Source organism: Herbiconiux sp. A18JL235 (assembly GCF_040939305.1).
GTDB lineage: Bacteria > Actinomycetota > Actinomycetes > Actinomycetales > Microbacteriaceae > Herbiconiux.
Genome location: NZ_CP162511.1, coordinates 2,963,197 through 2,976,357, shown reverse-complemented (window position 1 = coordinate 2,976,357; position 13,161 = coordinate 2,963,197). Strand labels below are relative to the sequence as shown.

The 13,161-nt window shown below is 72.2% G+C and carries 12 protein-coding genes; 8 read left to right on the top strand and 4 right to left on the bottom strand.

Features of this window, described 5'->3' with window-relative positions; all coding sequences use genetic code 11:
- Positions 1–58: 58 nt before the first annotated feature.
- Positions 59–844: an IclR family transcriptional regulator gene (locus tag ABFY20_RS13930; protein ID WP_368496822.1), complete on the bottom strand. Its 786-nt coding sequence runs from the start codon at positions 842–844 to the stop codon at positions 59–61.
- Positions 845–1,021: 177 nt separating this feature from the next.
- On the opposite strand from ABFY20_RS13930, the gene ABFY20_RS13925 reads away from it, so the two are divergent.
- The 7 genes from ABFY20_RS13925 to ABFY20_RS13895 all read left to right on the top strand — a co-directional run bounded on the left by ABFY20_RS13925 (position 1,022) and on the right by ABFY20_RS13895 (position 8,906).
- Positions 1,022–1,969, top strand: coding sequence for an NADP-dependent oxidoreductase (locus ABFY20_RS13925; protein ID WP_368496821.1), 948 nt, complete (start codon positions 1,022–1,024; stop codon positions 1,967–1,969).
- Positions 1,970–2,062: 93 nt separating this feature from the next.
- The gene (gene metG, locus ABFY20_RS13920) at positions 2,063–3,634 is read left to right on the top strand and encodes a methionine--tRNA ligase (RefSeq protein ID WP_368496820.1); all 1,572 of its coding nucleotides are present in this window, start codon (positions 2,063–2,065) and stop codon (positions 3,632–3,634) included.
- Between the two features lie 65 nt (positions 3,635–3,699).
- Entirely contained in the window at positions 3,700–4,581 is an 882-nt protein-coding gene (locus tag ABFY20_RS13915; RefSeq protein WP_368499799.1) for a TatD family hydrolase, read from the top strand.
- A complete protein-coding gene (rsmA, locus tag ABFY20_RS13910) occupies positions 4,578–5,459 on the top strand; it encodes a 16S rRNA (adenine(1518)-N(6)/adenine(1519)-N(6))-dimethyltransferase RsmA (protein ID WP_368496819.1) in 882 nt (293 codons plus the stop codon). The genes ABFY20_RS13915 and rsmA overlap by 4 nt, the downstream gene beginning before the upstream one ends.
- A 162-nt stretch (positions 5,460–5,621) precedes the next feature.
- On the top strand, positions 5,622–6,998 hold the full coding sequence (locus ABFY20_RS13905) for an FAD-dependent oxidoreductase (protein ID WP_368496818.1): 1,377 nt from the start codon (positions 5,622–5,624) through the stop codon (positions 6,996–6,998).
- A 26-nt stretch (positions 6,999–7,024) separates the two neighbouring features.
- A complete protein-coding gene (locus ABFY20_RS13900) occupies positions 7,025–7,873 on the top strand; it encodes an alpha/beta fold hydrolase (RefSeq protein WP_368496817.1) in 849 nt (282 codons plus the stop codon).
- Positions 7,874–7,970: 97 nt separating this feature from the next.
- On the top strand, positions 7,971–8,906 hold the full coding sequence (locus tag ABFY20_RS13895) for a 4-(cytidine 5'-diphospho)-2-C-methyl-D-erythritol kinase (RefSeq protein ID WP_368496816.1): 936 nt from the start codon (positions 7,971–7,973) through the stop codon (positions 8,904–8,906).
- A 112-nt stretch (positions 8,907–9,018) separates the two neighbouring features.
- Here ABFY20_RS13895 and ABFY20_RS13890 read toward each other — a convergent pair whose 3' ends face one another.
- A complete protein-coding gene (locus ABFY20_RS13890) occupies positions 9,019–9,534 on the bottom strand; it encodes an adenine phosphoribosyltransferase (protein ID WP_368499798.1) in 516 nt (171 codons plus the stop codon).
- A 211-nt stretch (positions 9,535–9,745) separates the two neighbouring features.
- The gene (locus ABFY20_RS13885; protein ID WP_368496815.1) at positions 9,746–10,624 is read right to left on the bottom strand and encodes a spermidine synthase; all 879 of its coding nucleotides are present in this window, start codon (positions 10,622–10,624) and stop codon (positions 9,746–9,748) included.
- 80 nt (positions 10,625–10,704) lie between these two features.
- On the opposite strand from ABFY20_RS13885, the gene ABFY20_RS13880 reads away from it, so the two are divergent.
- Positions 10,705–12,522, top strand: a complete 1,818-nt coding sequence (locus ABFY20_RS13880; RefSeq protein WP_368496814.1) for an ABC-F family ATP-binding cassette domain-containing protein — start codon at positions 10,705–10,707, stop codon at positions 12,520–12,522.
- Between the two features lie 95 nt (positions 12,523–12,617).
- Here ABFY20_RS13880 and ABFY20_RS13875 read toward each other — a convergent pair whose 3' ends face one another.
- On the bottom strand, positions 12,618–13,118 hold the full coding sequence (locus ABFY20_RS13875) for a MarR family winged helix-turn-helix transcriptional regulator (RefSeq protein ID WP_368496813.1): 501 nt from the start codon (positions 13,116–13,118) through the stop codon (positions 12,618–12,620).
- Positions 13,119–13,161 lie beyond the last annotated feature (43 nt).

Sequence of the window (13,161 nt, the reverse complement as noted above, 5' to 3'; positions counted from 1 at the left end):
CGGGGAGCGGGCACGCCCTGTGCCCCGCACCGCGCGCCGCGGCCCGCGGTCGCGGCACTCAGCGCGCCGCGCCCACGATCTCCACGATCTCGGGCACCCGCTCGACGAGCTCGCCGAGCGGCAGCCTGAAGGCGAGCGCGCTCACGCTCACCGCCCCGGCGACCCGGCTCTCGCCGGCCGGATGCACGGGCACCGCCACGCAGTTCACCCCCGGCTCGTTCTCCTGGTCGTCGACGGCGAAGCCGCGCGCCCTGGTCTTCTGCAGCTCGGCCCAGAGGGCCGGCACGGTCGTGATGGTCTGGGGTGTGCGGGCCGGGAGGGGCGTCGAGGGGCCGGCTCCGAGCATCCGTCGGAGGTCGGACTCCGAGCCGACGGTCTGCGCGAGCAGCAGCTTGCCGACGGCCGTGCGGTAGGCCGGGTTCCGCCCGCCCACCATCGAAGTGAGCCGCACGGCTCCGCCGTCGGGGTCTTCCTTCGCGCGGTACACCACGTCGGTGCCGTCGAGCACCGCGTAGTGGGCGGTCTCGCCGAAGCGCTCTGTGAGGGCGCGGAGCACGGGCGCGATGCGCACCGTGTCGGGCCGCGCCTCGTGGTGCCGCAGCGCGAGTCTGATGAACTCGTCGCCCAGCACGTAGCGACCGCGCTCGCTCTGGTCGGCGAGCCCCGCGCGACGGAGCGCGGTCAGCGCGCGGTGGATGGTGGGCTTCGGGCTGGCGAGCCGCTGCGCGAGCTCGTCGAGCGACACGGCGGTCGGATGCTCGGCGAGCTCGAGCAGCACGGCCAGCACCCGGTCGGCACCGACCAGGCGCTCGGGGCTGTCGCTCGCGGGTGGCTCGACGCTCATCTGCGGCTCCGTTCGGTCGATGCTCACGACGCCGCCGCCGCTCGCTCCCTTCAGACTATCGGAACCGGATTCCGGAGCTCGGGCGAGCGAGTGATCCGGTCGGACGTCGATGTCGGCGAGCGGCGCAGCGGGCCCGACGGTGGTTGGCTTGAGGGGTAACGGATGCGGGAGGTCGCGATGACGAAGGCAGTGCGGTTCGAGGAGTACGGCGGCAGCGAGGTGCTGAAGGTCGTCGAGGTCGAACGACCCGAGCCCGGGCCGGGTGAGGTGCGGGTGTCGGTCGTGGCGTCGTCGGTGAACCCGGGGGAGGCGAAGATCCGGTCGGGGGAGCTGCACGAGATGTTCCCCACCACCTTCCCCTCCGGTGAGGGCAGCGACTTCGCCGGGCGCGTCGAGCGCCTGGGCGACGGGGTGACGGGAGTGAGTCTCGGCGACGAGGGGATCGGCTTCAGCGACACCAGGTCGGCGCACGCCACCGACGTGGTGGTACCGGTCGAGAACATCGTGCCGAAGCCCGACGCCGTCACCTGGGAGGAGGCGGCGACACTGTACGTCGCCGGCACCACCGCGGTCGCCGCGGTGCGCGCGGTCGAGGTCGAGCCGGGCGACGTGGTCGTGGTGGCAGGGGCGACCGGAGGCGTCGGCGCGTTCGCCGTGCAGCTCGCCAAGCACGCCGGGGCGACGGTGATCGGCACCGCCCGCGCCGATGACGCCGACGTGCTGCGGTCGTGGGGGATCGTGCCAGTGGAGTACGGAGACGGCGTGGCCGTGCGCATCCGTGATGCGGTCGCCGCGCTGCCGGGCGGCGGCGAGGCCGGGGGCGTCGACGCCTTCATCGACACGGTGGGCGCCGGCAACGTCGAGCTCGCCCTGGAACTCGGCGTCGCGCCCGAGCGCATCGACACGATCGCCGATTTCGACGCCGCCCGAACCCACGGGGTGAAGGCAGACGGCAATGCCGCAGGCGGCGGTGCCCGCACGCTCGCCGAGCTCGCCGCACTGATCGTCGAGGGCGCCCTCACGGTGCCCGTCGACACCATCTATCCGCTCGAGCGGGTTGCCGAGGCCTACGACCACCTCGCCGAGCGGCACGTGGTGGGCAAGGTCGTGCTGCGCATGGAGTGAGCGCGCGGGCGAGCCCGGGCCCGCCGCGCGCCCGGGCTGGCCCGCCCGTCACACAAGCCGGGCCCACCCGGCCCGACCTTTAGGATGGTGAGCATGTCCGACGGCTCCTCCTTCTACGTCACCACGCCGATCTTCTACGTGAACGACGTGCCCCACATCGGGCACGCCTACACCGAGGTCGCTGCCGACGTGCTGGCCCGCTGGCACCGACAGTCCGGCGACGACACCTGGTTCCTCACCGGCACCGACGAGCACGGGCAGAAGATCCTCCGCACCGCGACCGCCAACGGCGTCACCCCGAAGGAGTGGGCCGACAAGCTGGTGGCCGAGGCCTGGGAGCCGCTGCTTCAGACCATCGACATCTCGAACGACGACTTCATCCGCACCACCGAGCCGCGGCACGAGAAGAACGTTCAGCTGTTCCTGCAGCGCCTGCACGACGCCGGTCACATCTACACCGGCGAGTACGAGGGCTACTACTGCGTCGGCTGCGAGGAGTACAAGCAGCCCTCCGACCTCGTCGACGGCACCGGGCAGTACGAGGGCGTGCTGGTCTGCGCCATCCACTCGAAGCCGGTGGAGCTGCTCAAGGAGCGCAACTACTTCTTCCGCATGAGCGCCTTCCAAGACCAGCTGCTGGAGCTCTACAAGTCGCGCCCCGACTTCGTGCAGCCCGAGAGCGTGCGCAACGAGATCGTCTCGTTCGTCAGCCGCGGCCTCACAGACCTCTCCATCTCACGCCAGACCTTCGACTGGGGCATCAAGGTGCCGTGGGACGACTCGCACGTCGTCTACGTCTGGTTCGACGCCCTCCTCAACTACGCCACGGCCGCGGGTTACGGCTACGACGAGGAGAAGTTCGCCCGCCTCTGGCCCGCCACCCACATCGTGGGCAAAGACATCGCCCGGTTCCACGCCGTGATCTGGCCGGCCATGCTGATGGCCGCCGGGCTCGAGGTGCCGAAGCAGGTCTACGGCCACGGTTGGCTGCTGGTCGGCGGCGAGAAGATGTCGAAGTCGAAGCTCACGGGCATCGCCCCCGAGCAGATCACCGACACCTTCGGTTCCGACGCGTTCCGCTACTACTTCCTGCGCGCCATCAACTTCGGTCAAGACGGCTCCTTCTCCTGGGAAGACCTGTCGGCCCGCTACCAGGCCGAGCTCGCCAACGGCTTCGGCAACCTCGCCTCGCGCGTCGTCGCCATGGTCACCCGCTACTTCGACGGTGTCGTGCCTGCCCAGGTCGAGGGAGCGGTGACGGATGCGGAACGCAGCATCCGGGACACCGAGCGCCGCGTGACCGCCGCCGCCGACGAGGCCATCGAACGCCTCGCCGTGCACGAGGCGATCGCCCGCATCTGGGAGCTCGTCGACGAACTGAACGGCTACATCACCACGCAGGAGCCGTGGGCACTCGCGAAAGATCCGGCGAACGCCGATCGGCTCGCCACCGTGCTGAACACGGCGGTGCGCGGTCTCGGCACCCTCGCCGTGCTGCTCTCCCCGGTCGTGCCCGAGGCAGCGGCCAAACTGTGGACGGCCCTGTCGGGTTCCGGTACGGTGCAGGAGCAGCCCATCCGTGCCGCCTTCGACTGGACGGGCGGGCCGCGCGTTACCCCCCTCGAGGCGCTCTTCCCGCGCATCGAGGTCGAGGCCACCGCGTGAGTTCCGCGAGCGACGCCCAGCCCTCGAGCGCGCCGAGCCCGAGCGGCGAGGGGCAGCCCGCCTTCCTGCGTGAGCGCGAGCCCTCCGACCGCACCGAGCAGGCCTACCCGCCGCTGCCCGAGGCGCTCGTGGTGCCGGTCTACGACAACCACACGCACCTCGAGATCGCCCACGGCCTCGACCCCATCGACTACCACGAGCAGCTCGACCGGGCCTCCGCGGTCGGCGTGCGGGGTGTCGTGCAAGTCGGCACCGACCTCGAGACCTCGCGCTGGTCGGCCGAACAGGCCGCCAAGGAGCCCCGGATGCTCGCCGCCGTCGCCCTGCACCCCAACGAGGCTCCCGTGTACGACGAGGCGGGCGGGCTCGACGACGCGCTCGCCGAGATCGCCGAGCTCGCCTCCTGGCCGCGCGTGCGCGCGGTGGGGGAGACCGGGCTCGACTTCTACCGCACCGGAGACGAGGGGCGGGCCGCCCAGTACCGCTCGTTCGAGGCGCACATCGAGATCGCCAAAGAGAACGGCATCGCGCTGCAGATCCACGACCGCGACGCGCACGCGGAAGTCATCGCGACTCTGCAGCGGGTGGGTGCGCCCGAGCGCACGGTCTTCCACTGCTTCTCGGGCGACGCCGAGCTGGCCGAGATCTGCGCCGAGAACGGCTGGTACATGTCGTTCGCCGGCAACGTCACCTTCAAGAACGCGGGCAACCTGCGCGAGGCGCTCGAGGTGGCGCCGCGCTCGCTCCTCCTGGTCGAGACGGATGCCCCCTACCTCACGCCGATGCCCTACCGCGGGCGGCCCAACGCGCCCTATCTCGTGCCGCACACGCTGCGCGCCATGGCGGCGCACCTCGGCACCGACGTGTCGATGCTCGCCGCGCAGATCTCGTCGAACACCGAGCTGGTCTACGGCCGCTGGGAGGACGAACCGGTGCAGGCGTCGTGAGCGACGCATCCGTGAGTCTGCTGGGGCCGGCAGAGATCCGCGACCTGGCGGCGCTGCTCGACCTCACGCCCACGAAGAAGCTCGGTCAGAACTTCGTCATCGACGCCAACACGGTGCGCAAGATCGTGCGCGTGGCGCGGGTCGAGGCGGGTGACACGGTGGTGGAGATCGGGCCGGGGCTCGGCTCACTCACCTTCGGGCTGCTCGAGGCGGGCGCGTCGGTCGTCGCCGTCGAGATCGACGGGCGGCTCGCGGCGCAGCTGCCGCTGACCGCCGCGCAGCTCGCGCCCGACGCCCTGCTCACCGTCGTGCATGACGACGCGATGCGCATCCTGTCGCTCCCCGACGAGCCGTCGAGGCTCGTCGCCAACCTGCCGTACAACGTGTCGGTGCCGGTGCTGCTGCACTTCCTCGAGCACTTCCCGTCGATCCGCTCGGGGGTGGTGATGGTGCAGGCGGAGGTCGGGCACAGGCTGGCTGCTGCGCCGGGGTCGAAGGTGTACGGCTCGCCCAGCGTGAAGGCCGCCTGGTACGGCGAGTGGCGCACGGCGGGGCAGGTGAGCCGGCAGGTGTTCTGGCCCGTGCCGAACGTCGACTCGGTGCTCGTCGGCTTCGACCGCGTGGGCGAGGGACTCGACAGCGAAGAGCTGCGGGTGCGCACCTTCGAGATCGTCGACGCCGCGTTCGGGCAGCGGCGCAAGATGCTGCGGCAGGCGCTCTCGACGCTGTTCGGTGACTCGGCTGCGGCGACGCGGGTGCTGGAGGCGGCGGGGGTCGACCCGATGGCGCGGGGGGAGCAGCTCGACGTGCACGCCTTCCTCGCTATCGCGCGCGCCTGGGGCGCTGGCGCTGGCGCTGGCGCGGGCGCGGGCGCTTAGTCGCGGTTCGAAACTGCAAGAAAGACGACGACCGAGCCGTCTATGGGCTCGGTCTTCGTCATACGTGCGGTTTCGAACGCGGACGCGTCACACGGCGTCACGGTCTTACCTTGTGTGTCGGGCGCGGCGGCGCTCCGGTCGCGTCGCCCCTAGCGTCGAAGCGTGGCCAGGTACATCGACACGATCGTGATCGGCGCGAGCGCGACCGGTTCGGCCGCCGCCTGGCAGCTGGCGGGCCGGGGCACCGAGGTCGTCGTGTTCGAGCTCGAGGGTGCGGAGGTCGCCGAGAAAGCTCGGGGTGTCTGCTCGCTCGCTCCGTTCACTGCCGACGCGCTGACGCTCAGGCTCGCTGCGGAGGCGAGGGAGCACTGGGGTGTGCTCGAGTCGCTGCTGGGCCGGCGCCTGCTCGACAGCGGGTCTGCGCTCTGGATGCCGGGGTCGGAGCTGTCCGGTCGTGCGGTCGGGGCCGGGGGTTCGGCTGACGCGGAGATCCTCGCGGCGGAGACCGCGGCGGGGTTGTGGCCGGGGATCCGGTTCGCCGGGTCGGTGCTTCACGTTCCCGGGGCGGCTCGCATCGAGGCCGGCGCGGGAGTCGGAGCGCTGCGCGGCGCAGCCGTCGCCGTCGGTGTCGAGTTCCGGTATCGCGAACGGGTGACGCGCATCCGGGTGCTGGGCGACGAGCGCGCGCTGGTCGAGGTCTGCGCGGTCGGCGCGGCGGGTGAGGCGCTCGAGGAGGTGCGGGAGTTCGAGTGCCGCCGACTCGTGGTGGCGGTCGGAGCCCGCACGGCGAAGCTGGCCGGTGGGGTGCTCGTGCTGCCGCGCCTCGTGGTGAGCCAGCAGCAGCCCGCGCGCTTCGCGGCGCGCGCCGGCGCGGCCAGCCGTGGTGCGGAGAGCGGCGGCGCGCAGATTGGCGGTGGCGGCGCGGGGAGCGGCATCGCGAGAGCCGGGGATGCGAGGAGTGCCGGCGCAGGGAGCGCCGGCGCGGGGAGCGGCGGTGCTGGGAGCGGCGGTGCGGGGGACGGCGGGCCGGTGAGTTCGGGCGCCTGGCCGATCTGGAGGCACGATCCCGTGGTGGGTGATCGGCGCAGCGGGTACTGGCGGGGCTCGGCGTGGGGTGCCCCCGCGGGGGACGGTGCCGAGGTGGTCTGGTCGGCACCCGGGGCCGCAGCGGCTCCGGATGCGGGGGTGGGGTTCCGCTCCGAGCGCCGCCGCCGCACGGCGCTGCAGCACTACGTGCGCGAGTGGCTGCCCGGGCTCGATCACGAACAGGGTGCCGAGCGGGGTGAGGTCGCGGTGTCGACGCGGGACGGGCATCCGGTGATCGACCGCGTCGGTCCCGTCACCGTGGCCACGGCGCTGTCCGACCTCGGTACCGGCTTCGCGCCCGCCGTGGGCGTGCTCGTCGCCGACCTCGCCGACGGGGTGCGTGCGCCCGCCGCGCTCTCGCTGCGACCGGACCGCCGAGCCTCCGCCTCGGCATGGGCGGCGGCGACGTCACCGTCGGCCGGCGCGACCACGGGTCGGCGGGAGATCGGATGACCGCCCCGATGGCAGGATGGGATGTCATGACCGACGCGTCCGCCCCCAGCCCGCCCCCGGTGCCGGTGCGCCTCGCCACGCTCCACTGGGGCGTCGACGGCGCACGCGACAGCGGCGGCCCGCGAGTGCTCCTCCTGCACGGGCTGCCCTCCGCGGCGGGCACATGGTGGCGCATCGCCTCCGAGCTCGCCGACCGCGGCTGGAGCGTGACGGCCCCCGACCTCCGCGGCCACGGCCTCTCCCCACGATCGACCCGCTACCGCCTCACCGACTACGCCGCCGACGTCCTGGCCCTGGTGCCCGGCTCGGCCGGCTCCGACGGAGGCGCGCCGGGCGCGGCCGCGCCCACGGGCCGCCCGTGGGATCTCGTCGTCGGCCACTCCCTCGGCGGAGCCGTCGCCGTGGTCGCCGCTGCCTCCGACCCGGCCTGGGCGCGAAGGCTGCTGCTCATCGACCCCGTGCTCGCCCTCGGCGACGACGAGGCCGAGCAGATCCTCCCTGACCTGCTTGCCGACCTTCACGGCGACCGGCTCGACCCGGGTGCGTTGCTGCGCGAGCATCCGCTCTGGCACGTCGAAGACGCCGTGCAGAAGGTGAATGCCGCCCGGGTGGTGAGCCCGTTCGTGGTCGAGCGCACCCTGCGCGACAACGCCGGCACCTGGCAGCTCGAGGCGCCGGCGACGACCCTCGCCGCCCCTGTGCACGTGCTCGCTGCCGACCCGGCGCTCGGCGCCTCGTTCACGGCCGAGCAAGGCGAGCGGATGCACGCGGCGGCCTCCTCACTCAGCTACACCGTGGTCGACGGTGCGGGTCATTCGGTGCACCGCGACGACCCCGCACGGGTGATCGACGAGGCCGTCGCCCTCCTGGCGTAGCCCGCGCACCGCGGCCGAGACGGTGCCGCGACGGCTCGTGCCGGGCCGCCCGGCACCCTGTGAGGGGCCCGCTCGCGCGTGGGATAAGGTCGACGGTATGAGCAATCGGGGTGCCACGGACGCGGTTCACGTGCGGGCCCCGGGCAAGATCAACGTCTTCCTCAAGGTCGGCGCGGTGATGGGCGACGGCTACCACGACGTGGCCACCGCCTACCAGGCGGTCTCGCTCTACGAAGACGTCTACGCCTCCCCGGCGAGCGACTTCTCGGTGGAGTTCGGCGGCCACATCGACACCAGCCGGCTCGAGACCGACGGGTCGAACCTGGCCATCAGGGCGGCGCGCCTGCTCGCCCGCCGGGCCGGGTACCGCGAGGGCGTGCGGCTGCGCATCGAGAAGAACGTGCCCATCGCCGGCGGCATGGGCGGTGGCTCGGCCGACGCCGCGGCGACCCTGCTCGCCTGCGACACGCTGTGGGGCACCGACCTCGGCCGCGACGAACTGCTGTCGCTGGCGAGCGAGCTGGGCGCCGACGTGCCCTTCGCGTTCACCGGCGGAACCGCCATCGGCACCGGGCGCGGTGATCAGCTGAGCCCTGCGCTCGCCAAGGGTCAGTTCCAGTGGGTGCTCGTGCTGCCCGACCACGGGGTGAGCACGCCCGAGGTGTACCGCGAGCTCGATCGGCACCGCGAACGCCACGCCCAAGACATCTTCCCCGCGCAAGGGCAGCCCACCGTCGACGCCGACGTGCTGCAGGCGCTGCGCGCGGGCGACCCGCACATGCTCGCCGAGTCGCTGCACAACGACCTTCAGGCTCCGTCGTTGCACCTGAACCCCGGCCTCTCGACCGTGCTCGAGGTCGGCGAGGCGAACGGGGCGCTGGCCGGCATCGTGTCGGGCTCCGGTCCGACCATCGCCTTCCTCGCGCCCGACCTCGACGGCGCCCTCGAGCTGCAGATCGCGCTGAGCGCCGCGCGCTACCAGGTGGTGCGGGTGACGGGCCCGGTCGCGGGCGCGCGCGTCTACGGAGACTGAGCCCGCCTCCGCGCGTGCACGACGGTAACCCGCCGGGACGCACGATCGACCCGTCACGATCCGCCCTTCAGGGCTGACGAGAGGGCGGTTCGTGACGGGTGGATGACTGGGGTCAGAGCACGAGCAGCGGATGCACGGGTGCGTCGGTCTCGGCCGCCACCGCCGCGCGACCGCCGAGCCCGTCGAGCTCGATCACCACCGAGATGCCCGCCACCACCCAACCGGCGCGTTGCATGAGGCGCACCGTCGCCGCGACCGTGCCACCGGTGGCGAGAACGTCGTCGACGAGCAGCACGCGCGATCCGGTGGGGAGGGTCTCGGGGTGCACCTCGAGCGACGCGGTGCCGTACTCGAGCGCGTAGCTCTCGGTCAGCACCTCACCCGGCAGCTTGCCGGCCTTCCGCACGGCGAGCATGCCGAGCCCGCCGGCCATCGCCGCCGCCGTGCCGAGCACGAAGCCGCGCGCCTCGATGCCGACCACCGCATCCACTGCGCCGAACGGCGACGGCTCCGCATGGCGGCCGACCAGAGCGGCGCCCACGGCAGGCAGCCCCTCGGGGTCGGCGAACAAAGTGGAGAGGTCGCGGAACAGGATGCCCGGTTCGGGGAAGTCGGGGGTCTCGGTCATTCCGCAGCGGATGATGGCGTCGATCGGGGCTGCAGGCACCCGATCATCGTACTGACAGCTGAGTAGCAATTGCTCAGGGTGCGCGTCCCCCGCGCGGCTGTACCGTTCCCCTGTTCGACGTCCCGATCGAGAAAGGCACCGTCATGGGAACCCTTCCCCCCAAGCCGCGCCCGTAGCGCTGCGCAGCCCCCGTTTCGTGCGCGACCGGCGCTCAGTCGCCGCCGAAGCGGGGGTCATCGGGGGAGGGCGAGTCGGTGGCCGTGGCGTCGGTCATCTCGGGCACGCTGCCCACCCAGCTCTCGAGTGCGCCACCGTGCAGCACGAACGGCGGCTCGCCGGGCCCCTCGCCGGCTTCGGCGAAGAGCTCGGGCTGCGCCACGACGACCAGAGGCTCGTCGCTCGCCACGACGAGCACGTTGTCGAGCGGATCGCTCCCATCGGAGGTGGGCGATTCGGCGAGCACCACCGCGACGTGCCGGAACACCGCGGCGAGGGTCGCCGCCTGGCGCCGGGCGTACTCGAACCGCGCCCCGTCGAGGAGGTTCACGGCCACCACGGCCCCGGGCGCGAGCAGCCTCGACACCAGCGCGTAGAACTCGCGGCTCGCCACCCGAGCCCGCACGGTCGACGCCTCCCAGAGGTCGATCACCGCGAACTCGACGGGTGCGCCGAGTTCGGCCGGTGCCGCGCGCTCGGCGAGCTCCCTCGCGTCGCCGTACAGCATGCGCACCCCGTGCCGAGGCGGCAGCGGCAGCGCCGCGAGCACCGCCTCGCCGAGCTCACGCTCGTACTCCACCACGACCTGGGGCGACCCCGGCCGGCTGTGCTCGACGTAGCGGGGGAGCGTCAGGGCGCCCGCGCCGAGGTGCAGGCAGCGCAGGGGAGCACCCGCAGGCGCCGCGGCGTCGAGCAGCCTGCCGATCTGCCGCACATACGGCCAGTCGAGCAGCTCGGGGTGCGAGGTCGACACGATCGACTGCGGGATGCCGTCGACACTCAGTCGGTAGCTTCCGGTCTCGGCGTGGATGAGCTTCAACACCGCTTCGTGCCCGTCGAGCGCCAGGGTGAAGCTGCGGTCGGCGGCATCCATCGTCCCATCCTACCGGCCCGAGCCGAGCATTCGTCGACTTGCCGGGCGGGCCGTGCGGCTCGAGCGGGTAGCCTCGACGGGTGGCTCATCTTCTGGGCGCCGAGGCGCTCCACCTGGAATATCCGACGCGTGTCGTCTTCGACTCCGTGACCATCGGTCTCAACGAGGGCGACCGGGTGGGCATCGTGGGCCGCAACGGCGACGGCAAGTCGACGCTGCTGAAACTGCTCTCGGGCCGCATCGAACCCGACGGCGGCCGGGTCACCCGCCGCCGCGGCGTGACGCTCGGGATGCTCGACCAGGCCGACACCGTCGACCCGGCTCTCACAGTCGCCCAGGCGGTGGTCGGTGACCTCGACGAGCACGTCTGGGCCGGTGACGCGAAGGTGCGCGACGTCATCGCGGGCCTCCTCGGCGACCTCGACTGGCACGCGGTCGTCGGCACGCTCTCGGGAGGGCAGCGCCGCCGCGTGGCACTCGCGGCGCTGCTCGTCGGCGACTGGGACGTCGTCTTCCTCGACGAGCCCACGAACCACCTCGACGTCGAGGGCATCGCCTGGCTCGCCGAGCACCTCAAGCGCCGCTGGCCCGCTTCGCAGGGCGGACTCGCGGTGGTCACCCACGACCGGTGGTTCCTCGACGAGGTCTCCACCTCCACCTGGGAGGTGCACGATCGCATCATCGAGCCGTTCGAGGGCGGCTATGCCGCCTACATCCTGCAACGGGTGGAGCGCGACCGGATGGCAGCGGCAAGCGAGGCCAAGCGCCAGAACCTGCTGCGCAAAGAGCTCGCCTGGCTGCGCCGCGGCGCGCCCGCCCGCACCTCGAAGCCCACGTTCCGCATCGACGCCGCCGAGGAGCTGATCGCCGACGAACCGCCCGTGCGCGACACGGTGTCACTGACGCAGATGGCGACGGCGCGTCTCGGCAAAGACGTCGTCGACGTCATCGACGCCGGGGTGTCGTTCGGCGACAAGAAGGTGCTCGAGAGCGTGGAATGGCGCATCGCGCCGGGTGAGCGCACGGGCATCCTCGGCGTGAACGGGGCGGGCAAGTCGACGCTGCTCGGCTTGGTCACGGGCGCCGTGCAGCCGACGAGCGGCACGGTGAAGCGGGGCAAGACGGTGAAGATCGCCACGCTCACGCAACAGCTCGCCGAGCTCGACGACGTGAAGAACGACCGGGTCAGCGAGGTCATCGGGCGCTACCGCAGCTCGTACGTCGCCGGCGGCAAGGAACTCACCCCCGGCCAGTTGCTCGAGCGGCTCGGCTTCACCAGCGCCCAGCTCTCGACTCGTGTGAAAGACCTGTCGGGCGGGCAGAAGCGTCGGCTGCAGCTGCTGCTCATCCTGCTCGACGAGCCGAACGTGCTCATCCTCGACGAGCCCACCAACGACCTCGACACCGACATGCTCGCCGCCCTCGAAGACCTCCTCGACTCGTTCCCGGGCACGCTCCTCGTCGTGTCGCACGACCGGTACCTCGTCGAGCGCGTCACCGATCAGCAGTACGCCGTGCTCGACGGCCGCTTCCGGCACCTCCCCGGCGGGCTCGAGGAGTACCTGCGGCTGAGGGCCGCGGGAGTGGGGGCGGGCGGGCCCGCCGCCGTGCAGCCCGGTGGTTCCCCTGCATCCGGTTCCGCCGCATCCGGTGCCGCGTCGGGCCCCGCGCTCGCCGGGGCCGAGCTGCGCGCTGCCGAGAAGGAGCGCTCGTCGCTCGAGCGCAAGATCAACAAGCTCACGGGCGACATCGAGAAGCTGCACCGGCGCATCGCCGAGTTCGACCAGTCCGACTACCTCGGCCTCGGCACCCTCACCGCCGAGCTCACCGCACTGGAGACCCAGACTTCCGAGCTCGAGACCCGCTGGCTCGAGCTCTCGGAGCAGCTCGACGGCTGATGCCCGCACGTGCGGTATGAGAATCGAGGTGCCGAGCCGTGGACAGGCTCGATGGGCCGATTCTCATACCGCTTGGACGATCCGCCCCGCGGGCGTCAGGCGATGTCGAGGGAGAGGCGGCGGAGGAGCGCGGCGAGGCGGTCCTGCTCGGCGCGACTGAGGCCCGAGAGCAACTCGGTCTCGGCGGCGACGAGATGCGAGATGGCACGGTCGACGCGGTCGCGGCCCTCCGCCGTCATCGACACGAGCACGCCGCGGCCGTCGTTCGGGTCGGTGCGGCGCTCGACGAGGCCGCCCCGCACCATGCCGTCGATGCGGTTCGTCATGGTGCCGCTCGAGACGTAGGTCTGCTCGAGCAGCGCTTTCGGGCTCAGCTCGTTCGGTGCGCCCGCGCGCCTGAGTGCGGCGAGCACGTCGAACTCCCAGGGCTCGAGCCCTGCGGTGGCGAACGACGCGCGGCGCGTCTTCTCGAGCTGCTTCGCCAGCCGGGTCACGCGCGAGAGGATCTTGAGCGGCGAGAAGTCGAGCCCCGGATGCTCGCGCACCCACGCGTCGACGATCTCGTCGACGGTGTCGCGTGCGTCGCGGTTGGTCATTCCCCCATTATGCGCATCGGCCCAGGGCGCCGTGGTCCGCGCA

What these genes read in the sequence shown, in the direction of transcription:
- ABFY20_RS13900 (WP_368496817.1), top strand. Translation starts at nt 7,025, where the DNA reads ATGACCGACGCGTCCGCCCCCAGCCCGCCCCCGGTGCCGGTGCGCCTC.
- ABFY20_RS13930 (WP_368496822.1), bottom strand. Translation starts at nt 844, where the DNA reads ATGAGCGTCGAGCCACCCGCGAGCGACAGCCCCGAGCGCCTGGTCGGT.
- ABFY20_RS13895 (WP_368496816.1), top strand. Translation starts at nt 7,971, where the DNA reads ATGAGCAATCGGGGTGCCACGGACGCGGTTCACGTGCGGGCCCCGGGC.
- metG (WP_368496820.1), top strand. Translation starts at nt 2,063, where the DNA reads ATGTCCGACGGCTCCTCCTTCTACGTCACCACGCCGATCTTCTACGTG.
- ABFY20_RS13925 (WP_368496821.1), top strand. Translation starts at nt 1,022, where the DNA reads ATGACGAAGGCAGTGCGGTTCGAGGAGTACGGCGGCAGCGAGGTGCTG.
- ABFY20_RS13885 (WP_368496815.1), bottom strand. Translation starts at nt 10,624, where the DNA reads ATGGATGCCGCCGACCGCAGCTTCACCCTGGCGCTCGACGGGCACGAA.
- ABFY20_RS13890 (WP_368499798.1), bottom strand. Translation starts at nt 9,534, where the DNA reads ATGACCGAGACCCCCGACTTCCCCGAACCGGGCATCCTGTTCCGCGAC.
- ABFY20_RS13875 (WP_368496813.1), bottom strand. Translation starts at nt 13,118, where the DNA reads ATGACCAACCGCGACGCACGCGACACCGTCGACGAGATCGTCGACGCG.